The sequence below is a fragment of the Paenibacillus sp. TSA_86.1 genome, from assembly GCF_052691815.1.
In genome coordinates, this window is the sequence record NZ_JBQZGE010000015.1 from 110921 (window position 1) to 127300 (window position 16380).

The 16380-nt window shown below is 45.9% G+C and carries 17 protein-coding genes; 12 read left to right on the plus strand and 5 right to left on the minus strand.

The window, feature by feature from the left end:
* Positions 1-34 precede the first annotated feature (34 nt).
* The 9 genes from ACUTVW_RS22485 (at position 35) to ACUTVW_RS22525 (ending at position 11090) form a co-directional block, all read left to right on the plus strand.
* Positions 35-379 carry a general stress protein gene (locus tag ACUTVW_RS22485; RefSeq protein WP_445647802.1) on the plus strand — a complete coding sequence of 115 codons (345 nt, stop codon included), beginning with the start codon at positions 35-37 and terminating at the stop codon, positions 377-379.
* A gap of 363 nt (positions 380-742) precedes the next feature.
* Positions 743-1912, plus strand: a complete 1170-nt coding sequence (locus tag ACUTVW_RS22490) for a PP2C family protein-serine/threonine phosphatase (RefSeq protein ID WP_445647803.1) — start codon at positions 743-745, stop codon at positions 1910-1912.
* Positions 1909-5634, plus strand: a complete 3726-nt coding sequence (locus ACUTVW_RS22495) for a response regulator (protein ID WP_445647804.1) — start codon at positions 1909-1911, stop codon at positions 5632-5634. The genes ACUTVW_RS22490 and ACUTVW_RS22495 overlap by 4 nt, the downstream gene beginning before the upstream one ends.
* 69 nt (positions 5635-5703) lie before the next feature.
* Positions 5704-6576, plus strand: coding sequence for a CheR family methyltransferase (locus tag ACUTVW_RS22500; RefSeq protein ID WP_251511825.1), 873 nt, complete (start codon positions 5704-5706; stop codon positions 6574-6576).
* A gap of 16 nt (positions 6577-6592) precedes the next feature.
* Positions 6593-8269, plus strand: coding sequence for a response regulator (locus ACUTVW_RS22505; protein ID WP_445647805.1), 1677 nt, complete (start codon positions 6593-6595; stop codon positions 8267-8269).
* Positions 8270-8356: 87 nt separating this feature from the next.
* Positions 8357-8695, plus strand: a complete 339-nt coding sequence (locus ACUTVW_RS22510) for an STAS domain-containing protein (protein ID WP_434749417.1) — start codon at positions 8357-8359, stop codon at positions 8693-8695.
* Between the two features lie 18 nt (positions 8696-8713).
* Positions 8714-9166: an anti-sigma B factor RsbW gene (gene rsbW / locus ACUTVW_RS22515; protein ID WP_434749418.1), complete on the plus strand. Its 453-nt coding sequence runs from the start codon at positions 8714-8716 to the stop codon at positions 9164-9166.
* Entirely contained in the window at positions 9163-9936 is a 774-nt protein-coding gene (locus ACUTVW_RS22520) for a sigma-70 family RNA polymerase sigma factor (protein WP_342552793.1), read from the plus strand. Before rsbW ends, ACUTVW_RS22520 begins: the two co-directional genes overlap by 4 nt.
* 131 nt (positions 9937-10067) lie before the next feature.
* On the plus strand, positions 10068-11090 hold the full coding sequence (locus ACUTVW_RS22525) for a magnesium transporter CorA family protein (RefSeq protein WP_445647806.1): 1023 nt from the start codon (positions 10068-10070) through the stop codon (positions 11088-11090).
* Positions 11091-11112: 22 nt separating this feature from the next.
* On the opposite strand, the gene ACUTVW_RS22530 is transcribed toward ACUTVW_RS22525, so the two are convergent.
* The 4 genes from ACUTVW_RS22530 to ACUTVW_RS22545 form a co-directional block, all read right to left on the minus strand.
* Positions 11113-11478: a DUF5665 domain-containing protein gene (locus tag ACUTVW_RS22530; RefSeq protein ID WP_445647807.1), complete on the minus strand. Its 366-nt coding sequence runs from the start codon at positions 11476-11478 to the stop codon at positions 11113-11115.
* Positions 11479-11561: 83 nt separating this feature from the next.
* Complete coding sequence (locus ACUTVW_RS22535; protein WP_445647808.1) at positions 11562-11969, minus strand: YtxH domain-containing protein; 408 nt, start codon at positions 11967-11969, stop codon at positions 11562-11564.
* 64 nt (positions 11970-12033) lie between these two features.
* Positions 12034-12291, minus strand: coding sequence for a GlsB/YeaQ/YmgE family stress response membrane protein (locus tag ACUTVW_RS22540; protein WP_445647809.1), 258 nt, complete (start codon positions 12289-12291; stop codon positions 12034-12036).
* Positions 12292-12423: 132 nt separating this feature from the next.
* The gene (locus ACUTVW_RS22545; protein WP_445647810.1) at positions 12424-13125 is read right to left on the minus strand and encodes a phosphatase PAP2 family protein; all 702 of its coding nucleotides are present in this window, start codon (positions 13123-13125) and stop codon (positions 12424-12426) included.
* A 200-nt stretch (positions 13126-13325) separates the two neighbouring features.
* Here ACUTVW_RS22545 and ACUTVW_RS22550 point away from each other — a divergent pair, with 200 nt between their 5' ends.
* Both ACUTVW_RS22550 and ACUTVW_RS22555 read left to right on the plus strand, forming a co-directional pair.
* Complete coding sequence (locus ACUTVW_RS22550) at positions 13326-14330, plus strand: asparaginase (protein WP_445647811.1); 1005 nt, start codon at positions 13326-13328, stop codon at positions 14328-14330.
* 150 nt (positions 14331-14480) lie between these two features.
* Entirely contained in the window at positions 14481-15218 is a 738-nt protein-coding gene (locus tag ACUTVW_RS22555; RefSeq protein WP_445647812.1) for a pirin family protein, read from the plus strand.
* Between the two features lie 163 nt (positions 15219-15381).
* On the opposite strand, the gene ACUTVW_RS22560 is transcribed toward ACUTVW_RS22555, so the two are convergent.
* Positions 15382-15603 (minus strand): DUF1128 domain-containing protein, encoded by a 222-nt coding sequence (locus tag ACUTVW_RS22560; protein ID WP_441929521.1) that lies wholly within the window; start codon positions 15601-15603, stop codon positions 15382-15384.
* A 162-nt stretch (positions 15604-15765) separates the two neighbouring features.
* Between ACUTVW_RS22560 and yyaC the strand changes: the two genes are divergently transcribed.
* The gene (yyaC, locus tag ACUTVW_RS22565) at positions 15766-16323 is read left to right on the plus strand and encodes a spore protease YyaC (protein ID WP_445647813.1); all 558 of its coding nucleotides are present in this window, start codon (positions 15766-15768) and stop codon (positions 16321-16323) included.
* Positions 16324-16380 lie beyond the last annotated feature (57 nt).

The following is a 16380-nucleotide window of genomic DNA, read 5'->3' on the forward strand; positions in this document are numbered from 1 at the left end:
ATAAAGAAGATTATATCAGAGGAGAGTGGAAACGATGGATTCAACCAACGCACAGGCTTATGCCAAAGTGGTAGAAAACGGAGTTCAAGCAGTAGAAGCGGTGAAAGAGTTGCAGACTACTGGATACTTGGCTGATCATATCTTCGTGCTTGCCCATGAGAAGGATCGTACAGATCGCATTGCAGATACTGCAGATGCTAAAGAGATTGGCATTAAGGAAGAAGGAGTATTCGATTCCGTGGCGAACCTGTTCCGCTCACGCGGTGACGAACTTCGGGCCAAGATTGTATCGATGGGATTTACAGAAGCCGAGGCTGACTTCTATGAGAGTGAATTGGACAAAGGCAAGGTACTGATTATTGCCAAAAAGAAAGACTGATTTTCATCCCCTTAACGTAGAATCGTTAGTTCAGCAAACGTTCTGCGGTTAAACGGGAACGCTTAATCAAAAACATAGATAAGGAATGGGGTAAACCCCATTCCTTATCTATGTTTTTGCAAGTTATGCGCAGGGCATGGGCGATAACTCGGTAATAAGTCGCTGCAAAAACGTTGATTATCCAAAGTTGAATTGGCTTTGATGGTGCTATTTTCTGATAGTCATTTTCTGGTTTTATCATTATAGTTATACTAGCAATTGTTATGTCTACTGCCTCTATGAACGCAAAATTTGTATAAATAAGGTTGTTCGTTGAATGCATAATGTTCGACAAACCCGGACGCCACAGATAAGGAGATATAAATGAGAATACTTATTGTTGACGACAATCCGACAAATGTCATTATCATTCGAGAGATTTTAAAAAAAGAGAATTACCGCGATATTGTGACAGCAAGCTCAGCTATGGATATGTTCGAAGTATTGGGGATTGGTGCGGATATTAGCGAAGTGCGTCCGAAACAATCGGATATTGACCTGATTTTACTGGATATGATGATGCCTGAAATGGACGGAATTGAAGCATGCAGCATTGTGCAGAAATTCGAAAATCTGAAAGACATCCCGATTATTATGGTGACCGCGATCGGTGATTCCAAGAAGCTGGCCGAAGCACTGGATGCAGGGGCCTCCGATTATGTAACCAAGCCGATTAACAAAGTGGAACTGATGGCCCGAATCCGGCTGGCATTACGTCTGAAACAGGAGAAAGACTGGCACAAGGAGCGTGACCAGCGGATTCAGGACGAGTTGAAGCTGGCAGCGATGGTACAAAATGCGGTGCTTAGTCATGCGATTGAAGATCCGTTGTTTCAGGTACATGCCATCTATAAACCATCTTTTGAGCTTGCTGGTGATCTCTATTCCTGGTTTCCCCTCGGAGAGGGACGGTATGGTGTATTACTTCTGGACATGATGGGACATGGTATATCTTCATCCCTGTTCACAATGTTTATCGCATCCGTACTTAAGGACACGGTAACAACATATGTTGACCCGGAGAAGGTAATTCAAGAGCTGAATCGACGCTTTAACCAGCTGCATCTGGGGAAACAGCTGGTGCAGTATTACTTTACAGCGATCTATCTCGTCGTAGATACCCGGATGAAACGGATTGATTATGTGAATGCCGGTCATCCACCCGCTTTATTTTTCCGTAGTGACGGCAGTGTAACTTCATTTGACAGCGTATGTTGCCCGGTGGGGTTGTTCGACAAAATGGATATTGAACCGCAGACCATTCATTATGAAGGCACAGGCCATATTGCGATGTATACCGATGGTTTGCTTGAAGCGGTTCACGGTGATCAAGAGCAACAGCTTGAGTTTTTGAAAGAACAATTAAAAGGCTCCCATCAGTGGAATGAAGAATCGATGCAGGCATTGTTCTTCGACGACGAATTGAATCCGGAAAGGGACGATGATAAATGTCTGGTCTGGATTACGCTAGATAAAGGGGCGGAAACGGAATGAAAATCAGGAATAAACTGCTGATTGGTTTTACCGCCTTGATGGTCATTATGATTGCCCTCACCTTTGTGAGCTACGAGCGGCTGAACAGCAGTAATAAACAGATTGATCAGATGTATCAGGAACGTTATCTTAAAGTGCGATTTACTTCAGCGGCACGAGGGGAAGTCAATGATATTGCCAAAGTGCTGGCTAACTTGTTGTTAAATCCGAACAATTCAGTCAGTGCGGCAGAATCTGATCTGAAGGAAATGAAGGAGAAAGGTGCCCGTTATCTGGAGCAGGTTAAAAACCGGGCAGACACTGCCTCGGAGCATCAACTCGTAGATCGCGTGAATAATGCTTGGGATGCCTATACGAATTATGCTGCAAGAGTAATTAATCTGATGTCCCAGAGTCGGGTGGAGGATGCTAACAACTATCGAAACTCTACTGGACTTGCCGTTCAGAAGGAAGCGGTGGAAAGTCTGAATGCGTTGTCTCGTTATCAGGATCAGGAGATCGATGCCGAGATCAAAGACGCCAATGCCGCATATACCAGAGCGGTTCAGATTACAATAAGCATTATGGTCGCCGGATTACTGCTTGCGCTTGGTGTTATTCTGTGGGTACTTCCAAGCATTACTCGTGGTCTGAATACGGTATCGATGATGATTACGAGCTTTGGTAAAGGTCGATATAAAACGATCCGCCGGATTCAAATCAAGTCCACCGATGAGATCGGCCAGATTGCCACCGTTTTCAAAGAAGTCTCTAACGATCTGGAAGAGAAGCTGGAGATCGAAAAAGCTTACGTACAGGCACAGCAGGATCAGAACTGGATGAGTTCTAACATTGCGAGAGTTCCTGAACTTCTCCGGGGAATAGGCTCCATCCGTCAAATCTCCCAGATGTTTATTAGCGAATTCACACCTGTACTTGGTGCTCAGCTAGGGGTGGTATACCTCATCGACGAGGAGAAACATCCAGATGAGTTGAGACGATATGGTTCGTACGCTTTTGAAGAGAATGGAGAGCTTGGCAAAGAGGTATACCGGATTGGAGAAGGTTTGATTGGTCAAGCGGCGCTGGATATGAATCCAATTGTGCTTGATTATACACCTGATCAATATGTAAACATTGGTTCTGCTTCGGGTTCGGCACCAGCTGCCGGAATTATGATCTATCCGGTTGTGTTTGAGGACGAACTGATTGGTGTAGTGGAACTGGCTTCCTTCGAAGGTTTTGGTGAGATGCACAAACAGCTGTTTGGTCAGCTAATCATGAACTTAGGGGTCATCCTTAACAATGTTCGGCGACGTCTTCGCGTGGAAGAATTACTGCGGGAATCCCAGGCGCTCACAGAGGAGTTGCAGGTGCAATCCGAGGAGTTGCAGACACAGCAGGAAGAACTGCGTCGCACCAATGAGAATCTGGAAGAACAGACGGATGCACTTAAACGTTCGGAGGAACTGCTGCAACGTCAGCAGGAGGAATTGGAGCATTTTAATACGGAGCTGATCGCCAAGACGCGTGCTCTTGAAGAACAGGTCCGTGAAGTGGAAGAGAAAAATGATGAAATCGAGAAAACGAAGACGCAATTGGAACAGCAGGCCATGCAATTGTCGATGACCAGCAAGTACAAGTCTGAATTTTTGGCAAATATGTCGCATGAACTGCGAACTCCTCTGAATAGTCTGCTCATATTGTCTCAGTTATTGTCGGAGAACAAGGATGGCAATCTCAGCAGCAAACAGCAGGAATATGCACAAACCATTTATATGTCCGGTGCAGACTTGCTGAAGATGATTGATGAGATTCTGGATCTATCCAAAGTGGACGCAGGCAAGATGGATATCAACTATGAGACTGTTCGATTGGATGAACTGACCAGTTTTGTCACCCAGAACTTTGGCCCGATGGCCAACAAGAAAGAGCTGAATCTCAATTTCGATTTTGACAGCTCCCTCCCGGAGTGGATCTACACAGACAGTCACCGGGTGAAACAAATTTTACGAAATCTATTGTCCAATGCGTTCAAGTTTACGAATCGGGGTTCGGTAAGTCTGATTGCAAAGCGTATGAAACCTGAGGAACTGCCGGGATATCTGAATACGAATCAGGAATACCTCGGATTTAGCATCAAAGATACCGGGATTGGTATTCCGTCCGACAAGACGGATCTGATCTTCGAAGCTTTCCAACAGGTAGACGGCACGACCAGTCGAAAATACGGTGGTACGGGCCTTGGTTTGTCGATTAGCCGTGAACTGGCACGTCTGCTTGGCGGGGCAATACAGGTGGAATCTTCGGAAGGCGAGGGAAGCACCTTTACGCTGTTCCTGCCGGATAATCATGAACAGGCCGAATTGGCAGAGGAAGAAGCAGCTAGAGAAGCAGCGGTATCCTCAGAGCAACAGCAAGAATGGTTACCAAATATTAAACCTGCTCATTCATCACAACAATCCATTCTTGCAGCTGAGCCGGAACGAAGTCGTGTAGTTGATCTATCCCCTGCCCGCAGTTCAGAAGTCACCCGGATTGAGGATGATCTGAATAACATTGGTGAAGGTGACAAAACGTTGCTGATCATCGAAGATGATGTGAACTTTGCCCATATTCTGATGGATATGGCGAGAGGTCGGGGCTTCAAAGCATTGGTTGCTCTTCAAGGAGATACCGGACTGGAGATGGCCCGTGAATACTTGCCTGATGCGATTATTCTTGATATTCAATTACCTGTGATGGACGGATGGACGATTCTGGGAGAATTGAAGAGCAGTTCAGTGACACGTCACATCCCGGTGCATGTTATCTCGGTTGTGGATGATATGAAACAAGGGTTGATGATGGGGGCCATTGCCTACCTTAAAAAACCTTCCAGCAAGGATTCACTGGATAAAGCATTCTCCCATATCGAATCCTATACGGAAAATCAGCTGAAACGATTGCTCATTGTTGAAGATGACGAGATTCAGCGTAAAGCAATCATTGAATTGATTGGTCATGATGATGTAGCCATTACTGCCGTATCTACAGGCCAGGAGGCACTGAATGAACTGCACAGCCAGCGTTACGATTGCATGGTGCTGGACCTGATGCTGACGGACATGACGGGATTCGAGCTTCTGGATCAGATTCGTGATGATGAATATCTGAATGATCTGCCTATTATCATTTATACCGGAAAAGAGCTGGATTCCAAGGAAGAGATGAAGCTTCGCAAATATGCGGAATCCATTATTATCAAAGACGTGAAGTCACCGGAGCGTCTGCTGGACGAGACGACATTGTTCCTGCATCGGGTAGAAGCGAACCTACCTGAGGATAAACGCCGTATTTTGCAGAAGCTGCATAATAAAGAAACCTTGTTCGAGGGTAAGAAAATCCTGCTTGTCGATGATGATATTCGAAATGTGTTTGCATTATCCAGTGTGCTTGAAGGGTACCGTATGGAAGTTACGTTTGCTGAGAACGGCCGTGAGGCACTGGAGGCACTCGAGAAAAATCCGGAATTTGATCTGGTGCTGATGGATATGATGATGCCAGAGATGGACGGATACGAAGCGATGACACGGATCAGACAGAACCCGAAATTCGATAAATTGCCGATTATTGCCCTTACAGCCAAGGCGATGAAAGAGGATCGAGGGAAATGTATTGAGGCTGGAGCATCCGATTATGTGAAAAAACCGATTCAAACGGATCAATTGTTGTCATTAATGCGGGTATGGTTGTATTCGTAAGCGTATGGTTTGGGTAATGAAGGACAATAACGCATACGCAAGTAACCAATGATGAAGTGGAGAGAAGTTATGACACCGTGGGAACCTAACGAAACGGGAGCAGATACGGTTCGTATACCGCAAGATGAAGAGCGTGAATTGATCGAGATTGAATTGTTGCTGGAGGGAATGCATCGTTTGTATGGGTACGACTTCAGAAATTATGCGCTGCCATCCCTGAGACGAAGAATATGGCACTACGCGCATGCAGAAGGTGTGAAAAGCATATCCGGGCTGCAGGAAAAGGTGCTGCACAATCGTTCATCCTTCGAGCGTTTTGTACAGAACTTGTCCATACCGGTAACAGAAATGTTTCGCGACCCATCGCTTTTTCGCATGTTTCGGGAAAAGATCATTCCTATTCTGAGAACCTATCCGTATATCCGGATATGGCATGCAGGCTGCTCTACAGGTGAAGAAGTGTATTCCATGGCGATTATGCTGCACGAGGAAGGGCTGTATGACAAAGCACGAATCTACGCAACGGATATGAATGACCGCTCACTGCAACAGGCCAAGGAAGGCGTATACGGTATTGAGAAAATGAAGTTGTTTACAACAAATTATCTGGAGGCAGGGGGCACGAAAGCCTTCTCCGAATACTATACAGCGAAATATAATTCGGTTATATTTCACCCGTTTCTTCAGAAAAATATTATTTTTGCCGAGCATAACCTGGCAACAGACCGGTCATTTAATGAGTTTAATGTGATTTTTTGCCGCAATGTCATGATTTATTTCAACGATGAGCTGCGGAACCATGTGCACGGGCTGTTTCATGAGAGCTTGAGCCACTTCGGTATTCTAGTTCTGGGATCGAAAGAATCCATTCATTTTACAGAATATAGTGATGCCTATGAGCCGTTAGACCGGACCGAAAAAATATACCGGAAGATCAAATAGGGGGTTAGGCTTAGCTATGGGGCTCAATGAACCAATCCACATATTATTGGTAGATGACCGCCCTGAGAACCTGCTTGCACTTGAAGCAGTTCTGGAATCAGAACGGTACAAACTCGTTAAGGCAAATTCCGGAGAAGAGGCACTCCGTTGTTTGCTGAAAGACGAATTTGCGGTCATCGTACTTGATGTGCAGATGCCTGGGATGGACGGGATTGAGACAGCGAAATTAATTAAGGCACGAGACAAATCCAAAGATGTGCCAATTATCTTCATTTCGGCGAACAGCAGAGAAGCCGAGCATCTGTTTGCCGGATATTCGGCGGGGGCCATCGATTATATGGTCAAACCGTTTATTCCCCAGATTTTGAAGTCCAAAATTGAGGGGTTTGTGGAGATGTTTATCTCGAACAAAAGACTCAAGACACAGACGATGTTGCTACATCAGAAGACGCAGGAACTGGAGAAGATGAATCAGCAACTTGTGCAGGCCAAAGAAGAGGCCGAGATCGCGGCTAATGCCAAAACAGAGTTTCTGGCGATGATGAGCCACGAGATCCGTACACCGATGAATGGGGTTATCGGTATGGTCGACCTGTTGATGGAAACCGAGCTGAAGGAAGATCAGAAGGAGTATGTAGATATCGTTCGCCGCAGTGCCGATGCGCTTGTTACGGTGATCAATGACATTCTTGATTTTACCAAGATGGAGTCCGGCAAAATGGAGCTGGAAGAGCATCCGTTTGAGCTGGTTTCCTGCATACGGGAAGTGCTTGGCTTGTTCGCTGCAGAAGCGGGCAAGAAAAACCTGGAGCTCGATTATTTCCTCGAAGATGCAGTGCCTCAATTAGTATATGGAGATATGGCGCGGCTTCGCCAAGTACTGCTGAATTTGATTGCTAACGCGGTAAAGTTCACGGACCATGGCGGCGTTTATCTGATTGTCTCCGTGAACGGGGAACAGGATGGCAATATGTCGCTGGAGTTTGCGGTCAAGGATACCGGAATAGGCATTGCTCCAGATAAAGTGGATCGCTTGTTCCAACCGTTCTCCCAGCTGGATACGTCGATGACCCGAAAATATGGCGGAACAGGTCTTGGTCTTGCCATTTGCAAGACGCTGGTTGAAATGATGGGTGGACAGATCTATCTGGATATATCGGAAAAGCGGGGCGCTACTTTTGTATTCACCATCCAGGCCAAACGTTACGTTGAAAGAGAATTGGTGCAGGGCAATGGCGAAGAGAAGCTGACGGAAGTAAAAAAAGAGGATAAACATCCTACGGTATTAATCGTGGATGACCATCCGATCAATCAGAAATTAATGGCGATCATGCTCCACAAACTTGGGCTTCTTTCGGATATTGCGGAAGATGGCCAAAAAGCACTGGACATGGTGATGGAGAGCACGTCCTCATATGACTTTATTTTTATGGATTTGCAGATGCCGGTGATGGATGGTTTGGAATGCACTAGACGCATACGTGAGAGCTTAACCCAAAAGCAGCAACCTGTCATTATAGCGATGACGGCTAACGTGATGGAAGGCATTCAGCAACGCTGTACAGCAGCAGGAATGGATGATTATATCAGCAAACCGGTGAAAATGGGCAGTGTTAAACAGAAGCTTGCCCATTTCCAGAAGAATCATCAGGTTATGAATCCGGGCGCTTCAGCAATGAACCAGGCTAATTGAAAATTTTACCAGTTATGTTTCCTGTTTCACTAGTGCATAAGTTGGGTTATAAAGTAAGGAAACCATTGATCAGGAGAGAGATGTCTAATGAATACAAATAAAAATGAAAAATTCAATGCAAGAACCGAAACACATGACGGTGTATGCACAGTGTATCTGACTGGCGAACTGGATTTGTCGGTTGCTCCTGACTTCCGTTTGGTAATGGAACCGCTCGTGGATAACAAGGAGCAGGATCTGTTTATTAACATGAAAGATCTCAAGTACATTGATAGCACAGGGATTGGTATCCTGTTATCTGTTCTCAAGGCCAGACATGGAATGGAAGCTCGCTTTGAAGTACAGGAAGTTCCTGCGCAAATTCAGAAACTTTTTGATATGACGGGTATAGCCAAATTCTTTGTTACACAGAAGAATTCCCAATAGGAAAGGATCGAAAAAGGAATGAATGCAGAAGTCCAAAGAATTACTCTTAATTTACCGGCGACAGCTGAATATGTGGATATTGTAAGACTTAATCTGTATGGTGTTGCGTCCAAAATGGGTTTCTCGTATGAAGACATTGAGGATATGAAGGTTGCTGTATCCGAAGCATGTAACAACTCCGTATTGTATGCCTACTCTCATGAAGGTGGCATGGTAGAAGTGTTATTTGAAGTGAATGGCGAAGTGCTTGCTATTACTGTCAAAGACGAGGGTGCCAGCTTCGAGAATGTGAATCCTGCTGTAACTCGTTCCGGCCTTCATGATAAAGATCTGACAGACGCTCAGATTGGTGGACTTGGGTTCTACCTCATGCAAGCCTTGATGGATGATGTCAGTGTGGAGAGTGAGACGGGCAAAGGTACGAAAGTAGTACTCGTAAAACGTCTTGCCAAAAGTGAGGAGAAAGTATGAATGAAAAAGTGACTCCCCCAGAGTCCATGTCTGAAGCGATTGGTTTGATCTGGGAATACCAACAAACACAGGACAACGAAATCGCCACTGTTCTTATCCGTAAGTACGAACCGATGGTCAAAATGGCTGCGGGTAAAATTGCCCGGAATAGACCGGATCTATATGAGGATTTGTACCAGACAGGCCAAATGGCTTTGATTCGATTGCTGAAGCAATACGACATCAATTTGGGAATTCCATTTGAACCGTATGCGATGAAAAGCATGATCGGTCATATGAAGAATTATCTTCGGGATAAGTCATGGTACATTCAAGTGCCAAGAAGAATCAAGGAAAAAGGGGCATTAGTGCAGCATGCCATTGATGAGCTGACGGTAAAGCTGGAACGGTCTCCCGGGGTTAACGAGATTGCAGAATATCTGGATCTTACTCCGGAGGAAACCATTGAAGTTCTGGCTGGCCGGGAGTGTTACCACTATGTTTCTCTGGATTCTCCTTTATCTCAGGATGACAGTGCAGCGACACTAGGTGAACTAATCAGCGCGGATGTGAATGACTTTGATTCGGTTGAGAAACGGATGGATCTGCAGCAGGCACTAGGACAGCTCAAGGAGCAAGAACAGAAAGTACTTATTTTAGCTTTCCAGGATGGACAGTCACAGCGGGCTATAGCCCAGAAGCTGGGTGTCTCACAGATGAGTGTATCCCGGATTCAGAAACGGGCTACGGAGAAACTGAAGCAAATTATGTCTAACGCTTCTATGCTATGATAGATCATTCCTATGGTTGCCCCAATACGGCTTAACGAGGACACGGTATTGCACTGGATTGCATACGTGTCCTTTTTGAATTGACTGGCGGAATCCCGGCGACACGTGAATTAACATGTGAGGAGGAATATATGGTGGATCAGATCCAACTGGAAGCTCGGCGCGATCAGTTATTCTGCTCCGAGGAGTGGCAGTGGTGGGATTGGGTAGCTCCGGATTCCGGAAGTATGGACAGTGCACTTCATGATCTGGAGCAGGCTTTTCCAGAGATGCAGTATTGGCTAAGCAAAATACCGGAAGCTGAATCAAACTACTTGTCCGTTCGTTATTTTAACGGCGCAGATGCGGTTATTTTCGGTTCTTTCTTATATGCCGTGAAGAATGAAACAAATGATCGACGAAGAGATAATCAGATGTTTTTTTATGTCGATAAGTCCAATTTGGTTACGCTCAATTTGGATGACAATACGAGGGGAATCATGAAATCCGGCGAACGTATGCATATGCTGCAACAATGTACGCAGGCCAGAGAAGGCATGTTTGTTCTTTTTCGAGCGATTCTTCATTATTATCATGTGGGCATGGATCATTTTGAGATGAATCTGCGTGATCTGGAACGGAGAATGGAGACTCGCAATGCACGTACATTGATGGATCAGATTCTAGCCGCTCGCTTTGAATTGTTGTACTGGAGTAATCTGTTTATTCCTTATACCGAATTAATGGCAGCTTCTCGCGAGGCTTACCTTCAAGAAATTACAGACAATCGCTTCTATCAACAGCTTCAGTATCGCGTCGAACGGATGGAATGTCTGTTCCAGCATTACGAAAAGGAGATCGATACCTTAATTTCGATAGACAATGCGATATCTGGCGTACGGGGCAATGAAATTATGAAGACACTGACGATTGTTACTTCTGTATTCACACCGGCAACAGCGGCAGGTGCCATATGGGGGATGAATTTTGAAAATTTGCCCCTGATCGACAAGACTTGGGGAGTCGTGCTGGTCATTGCACTCATTATCTGCAGTATGGTTAGCATGTATATATGGATGATGATGAAAGGATGGACAGGGGATTTGCTGAAAGTAAAATCTGCCCAGTCTTCCGCTCCGGGAAACCGGGACAGAGGAAAAGAGGGAAAGCGTTAGCCACAGACGGGCTGCCCCTCTTTTATTTTTTGTAATCCTGGATGTAACCGAGAAGATCTGCGATATATTGACCCACGATAGGCATATTAACAAATTGGCTAAGGATATAGGCAAGCAAGCCGAGCACAACAAAGGTACCGACAGTCAACCCAAGCCCGCGAGCCATACCAGCGGTAAAGTTCGTAATGATTCGTTTTTTGGGGCTACTGTAATTTTCAATGATGTCTTTGATCTGTGCTCTCTCCAAACTGTCCGCAATCTGATCGAGCCGTGTGTTCAGGCGCTTGACCTCATGACGCAATTCGAATGGATGCTCACTGGTATCATACTGTTGTGCGGGTGTTCCTCCTGTTACCGGGGGATTGCCATTGATCGTGACTTTACTCATAACTCTCATTCCTCCGTTCGCTTTGGATAAAAAATAGCCAGCTGGAATGCAGCTGGCTATTCATTGGTTGATCTCATCAGGCCTTACAGGCTTGTCGAGTTCAATTGTTTACGCGCATCTTCCTTCGCTTCTACGGAAGCGGCAGCTACTTCTTCAGATGCACGCGTTGCTTCCTCAGCAACGTCCGCAGATGCTTTTCTCACGGAGTCCATCACATCATTACGACCTTGGTTTACCGTTCTAGCCAGATCGGATGTTTTGGATGATACCGTTTTGGCGATTTCAGAAGCTTTGTCTCCAACGACTGTCGCTACTTCCTTCGTGCGGTCAGTAACCATGCCTACCTTCTCCGAAAGATCACCACGCAGCTCGCGTCCTGGTTTAGGGGCGAAAAGCAAGGCAGCGGCAGCGCCCAGCAAACCTCCGATGAAAATACCTTTGGCGAAAGTGGAACCCGTTTGTACAGGATATTGCTCTTCTGCTTTATTCATGTCTAATCACTCCTTCTTCAAATTGGAAAACAAATACGAAACAACGAACACCATCTAACCCGAATCAGGCAGCCTGTCTTAGCAGTCTGGACACAAGCCCCAGTAAGAAAACAAAGAGCGCTGTACCAATGATGGCAGGAATGATTGCGAAGTTACCGATAACGGGTCCCCAGTTACCAAGCAAAAGGGCTCCAAGCCAAGCTCCGGCAAATCCGGCTATCATTGCACCAATCACGCCGCCCGGCATGTTGTGACCGGCAAGTGCATCGCCGATCAAACCGATAATAATCGCCATGACAATGCTGATAATAATGCCCCACATAACAACCGCCTCCTTTTCAACTTGATGCAGGATGTTATCTGTTCGCGTTTGCTTACTTCGTATATAAACGCGGTGCAACGAGGTGAAACAACTAATAGCAGGATGAATAGAATGGAAATAGGAGGAAGTCAGTCAGGAAACGGATCGTTTTATTGCTTGAATCATACATAGAATCCAGACGAATCCAGCAGCAAATCCGGCAAACACATCCGTAGGATAATGAACTCCCAGCATGATTCGACTCAGACCAATCAACAAAATAAACATAATGCCGCAAAAGACAGGGAGCCATTTTCCAGGTAAGTCCTGTTTCTTGCATTCCACGGCCCATATGACAAAAAGCATGCCGTAAAATCCCATTGAAATCATGGAATGCCCACTGGGATAACTATATCCATGTACAGCGAGAAGGTGATCGAGTTCGGGCCTGCTACGTCTGAAGATCTCTTTTAACAGAGTGTTCAAAATCCACATCATGGCAAAGCTTGCGCAGATTAGATACCCGTATATGGTGCTTCCGGGACGGCGCTGTGCAAAACACAATAGTGAGAATCCCGCTGCGGCAAGTGCTGATATTTTAAACGAACCCAATGCTGTGATGAATGAAGTGTAAGGCAGCAAAGAAAGGCGGGATTGGGAATGCAAGTAAAATATTTGCTGAATCTGACTATCTAGCCGAATCAAACGATCCATGCCGAGTAAGGCCCCAAAACCAGCCAATAACAACACAATGGCCGAGCTCAGCAGTGAGGCAATGAGGATATATTTCACCAAGGATTGCAAAGGGACGACATGTGGCGGTTCAGATGAGAGATGTTGAGAATTGCGCAGCATGAAACGTGTCTCCTTCTATAAAAGTGTAGTCCTTCAGTAAGGCTGATAAAGCTTTACCCGAAACGTCTGTCGAAAAAACTGTAAAACCGTCGTTTTTGTACTATACTAATGAGGATATCCCATGCGGCGCCATGAAGCAAAGCAGAGATAAACTGGATTTTATAAATATGAAATTGGCAATATGAAGGAGAGAAACTCGCATGGAAAGTGCGCTGTTAGTTAAAGAATACCGTGCAGGCGTGATGGAATGCGCTCATTACGGACACATATGTATTACAGATGAGCATGGGCGGGTTGTATATTCGGCTGGTGATCCTCATTTCAGAGCATTTACACGTTCATCTGCCAAACCGTTTCAGGCTATACCTGGAATTCGGGCTGGAATCGACCGTCACTATAACCTTGAGACACAGGAGATTGCTATTATGGCTTCTTCACATCGCTCAGAACCGGAGCATGTTCGTGTACTGGAGAATATGGCTCATAAAATCGGACTTGGTGAGGAATGTTTGATCTGTGCACCAAGCTACCCGCTTCATGAGGAAAGTCGTAATAACTGGTTACGTGCGCAAGGGGGAAAACGCAGAATACTGCATAACTGTTCGGGTAAACATCTCGGGATTCTCGGTTACAGCCAGATGGAAAAGCTTGATTTGAACAGCTATGCCGAACCGGATCATCCGGTACAGCGGGAAATACTTGAAACATTGGCGAGCCTCGCAGGCATTGAAGAAAAAGAAATACAACTCGGGACGGATGGCTGCGGCTTTCCGGTATTTTCACTGCCGCTATCCGCGTTAGCCAATGCGTATCTGAAGCTGGCTTGTCCCGATCTTATTGTCGATGGGGCCACACGCACCGCTGTAGAGACGATTACTTCGGCGATGAATCAGCACCCTCTGATGGTTGGTGGCACAAATCGGGTGGATTCGGTGCTACTGGAGGACGACAATATCGTCGCCAAAGGCGGATTCAAGGGTGTATTTGGTTTTGCACTGAAGAAAGAGAGGTTGGGTATCACTTTTAAAGTGCTGGATGGTTCCGAGGAAGAGTGGGCCTCCATTGCACAATCGATATTAAAGCAACTAAACTATGCTAACTCTGAAACCATTGCACGCCTGGCGGAAGTATTTCCTCCAGACATCCGTAATGATGCAGGAACTCTTGTGGGACGGATGGACAGTGAATTTGTGCTCCACTCATGAAAAGATAGCATGTAACCTTTGGAAGGAGCGTGATTAGAATGAACAGACCCCGGGTAAAGATCACATACCAACTGGTATTGACCTATACAATTCTAAACACGCATGGATTATTGCCATAAGGCAGTTCCAATCCTCTGGAGGTGGATGAATATGATTAAAGTAGTGACATCGGAAGAAAGACACACGTCGGATCGAGGTTGGATACACAGTGAATTCAGCTTTTCCTTTGCAGATTATGAGGATCCAAGCAATGCCCATTTTGGTTGTTTGTTAGCCCATAATGACAACATACTGATGCCGCAGGAAGGCTTTAAGAAACATCCACATCACGACCTTGAAATTGTCAGTTATGTGATATCAGGTACGCTTAAGCATACAGACAGTATGGGTACAGAACAACTGCTGGAAGCGGGGACAGTTCAGGTGATGAGCGCAGGTACAGGTGTGGAGCACTCCGAAACCAACCCGGCTACGGATGAACCGGTACGATTCCTGCAGATGTGGTTTCTGCCTTCCCGGCGTATGCTGAAACCGTCGTACGCGTATCGTAAAATAGAAGAATCCGCACAGCTGAACCGTCTGTGTCCGATAGTGTCGGGTATGTCAGATCAACCGGATGAACGCTTGGAAGAGGATTCTCTCCGCATTGCTCAGGACGTCACCTGTTATCTATCGAAGCTGGAGTCAGGCAAAAAATTGATGTATCCGCAACATGAAGATCGGCGGACACATTTGTTCCTCATTAACGGACATCTTGAAATCCAGTGTTCCGATGGTCATTTTAATCTCAAGCCCGGAGATGCGGCTCGAATTCGCAAAAGCTGTGATCTTCAGATGACAAGTGCAGGCAGCGAGCCTGCCGAGTTTGTTCTTGTTGATTTACCTTAACCTTGATATATTCGCACATTGGATCAACAAGGTTGGATTAAGCAAGCGCATAGACTATAAAAAATTAAAAGGACTTGTCCTGCATCAGTGTTCTGATGTAAGACAGGTCCTTTTCTGTTGCTGCGATACTGTCAGGTGTGAAGGCAGAGACAAGAGGTATAGCTTATTTGCGAAGTTTACCGAGTTCAGAAGCAACAGCCTCCACCTCGGAGATGCTCAGATGCTCTTTTCCGATAACCATCTCATACAAATCTTGCAGATCCTCGTATTTCTCAAGCGGAAATGCTGAACCCTGCATAGCGGCACCACTGGCCATCCGCAGCTTGGTCTTGATGGCTTCGATCATATATTCCATATTTTCTACTGTTGCTTGTGTTAAATCCATCGTTAACTTCATCCTTTCCATCTACGGAGATGGTTGTTCGCTTTTCAAAGCGGAAACTCTTGTTATTGTAGCATGAGTGGAAGGGCACAAGCCAATGATTTTGCGGGGGAATGGAGCATCGGTTACAATGTGAGAAAAGACTGCAATAGGAGGGAATCAAGCTTGGCCTTATATAAACGGGAACTGGTTAGGCATCAAAATAGAGGAATGCGTAAAGGTGTACCTGGAGATGAGCTTGCTCTTTTTTTCAAGGATATCTTCCAGCGCCATAACCTGAACGAGATTACTTTTCTCTGTATCGGCACAGACCGTTCCACCGGGGATGCACTTGGTCCGATGACGGGGACTCTGCTGGAGGAGCGCGGCATACCTCATGTGGTCGGCACGTTGGCTGCTCCTTGTGATGCAGACACGCTCGAAGAGAGGCTGGCACATATTCCGGCGGACCATACCGTGATTGCCATGGATGCATGTTTGGGCCCAAAAGCGGCTACCGGGACATACTATGTATCGGGAACACCCCTGCATCCGGCTCAATCCGTTGGCGGCAAGTTGCCACCGGTTGGTGAATATAGTGTAGCCGCGGTAGTAAATGCTAACGGCCCGAGACCGTATTCCATTTTGCAGATGACTTCATTAAACCTTGTTATAGGCATGTCTCAAACACTGGCCGATGCAGTAATTGAGGCCTGGAATGCACAAGAAACGTTTCATTTATGAGATGAATGCTTAATAATATACAACTTGAAATATTACAATCGCGCAGAGAGAGGGATT

Coding starts and splice junctions, on each gene's coding strand:
- ACUTVW_RS22525 (WP_445647806.1), top strand. CDS start 10,068: ATGGTGGATCAGATCCAACTGGAAGCTCGGCGCGATCAGTTATTCTGC.
- ACUTVW_RS22500 (WP_251511825.1), top strand. CDS start 5,704: ATGACACCGTGGGAACCTAACGAAACGGGAGCAGATACGGTTCGTATA.
- ACUTVW_RS22545 (WP_445647810.1), bottom strand. CDS start 13,125: ATGCTGCGCAATTCTCAACATCTCTCATCTGAACCGCCACATGTCGTC.
- ACUTVW_RS22490 (WP_445647803.1), top strand. CDS start 743: ATGAGAATACTTATTGTTGACGACAATCCGACAAATGTCATTATCATT.
- ACUTVW_RS22530 (WP_445647807.1), bottom strand. CDS start 11,478: ATGAGTAAAGTCACGATCAATGGCAATCCCCCGGTAACAGGAGGAACA.
- ACUTVW_RS22560 (WP_441929521.1), bottom strand. CDS start 15,603: ATGGATTTAACACAAGCAACAGTAGAAAATATGGAATATATGATCGAA.
- ACUTVW_RS22485 (WP_445647802.1), top strand. CDS start 35: ATGGATTCAACCAACGCACAGGCTTATGCCAAAGTGGTAGAAAACGGA.
- rsbW (WP_434749418.1), top strand. CDS start 8,714: ATGAATGCAGAAGTCCAAAGAATTACTCTTAATTTACCGGCGACAGCT.
- ACUTVW_RS22540 (WP_445647809.1), bottom strand. CDS start 12,291: ATGTGGGGCATTATTATCAGCATTGTCATGGCGATTATTATCGGTTTG.
- ACUTVW_RS22555 (WP_445647812.1), top strand. CDS start 14,481: ATGATTAAAGTAGTGACATCGGAAGAAAGACACACGTCGGATCGAGGT.
- ACUTVW_RS22505 (WP_445647805.1), top strand. CDS start 6,593: ATGGGGCTCAATGAACCAATCCACATATTATTGGTAGATGACCGCCCT.
- ACUTVW_RS22535 (WP_445647808.1), bottom strand. CDS start 11,969: ATGAATAAAGCAGAAGAGCAATATCCTGTACAAACGGGTTCCACTTTC.
- ACUTVW_RS22520 (WP_342552793.1), top strand. CDS start 9,163: ATGAATGAAAAAGTGACTCCCCCAGAGTCCATGTCTGAAGCGATTGGT.
- ACUTVW_RS22550 (WP_445647811.1), top strand. CDS start 13,326: ATGGAAAGTGCGCTGTTAGTTAAAGAATACCGTGCAGGCGTGATGGAA.
- ACUTVW_RS22510 (WP_434749417.1), top strand. CDS start 8,357: ATGAATACAAATAAAAATGAAAAATTCAATGCAAGAACCGAAACACAT.
- ACUTVW_RS22495 (WP_445647804.1), top strand. CDS start 1,909: ATGAAAATCAGGAATAAACTGCTGATTGGTTTTACCGCCTTGATGGTC.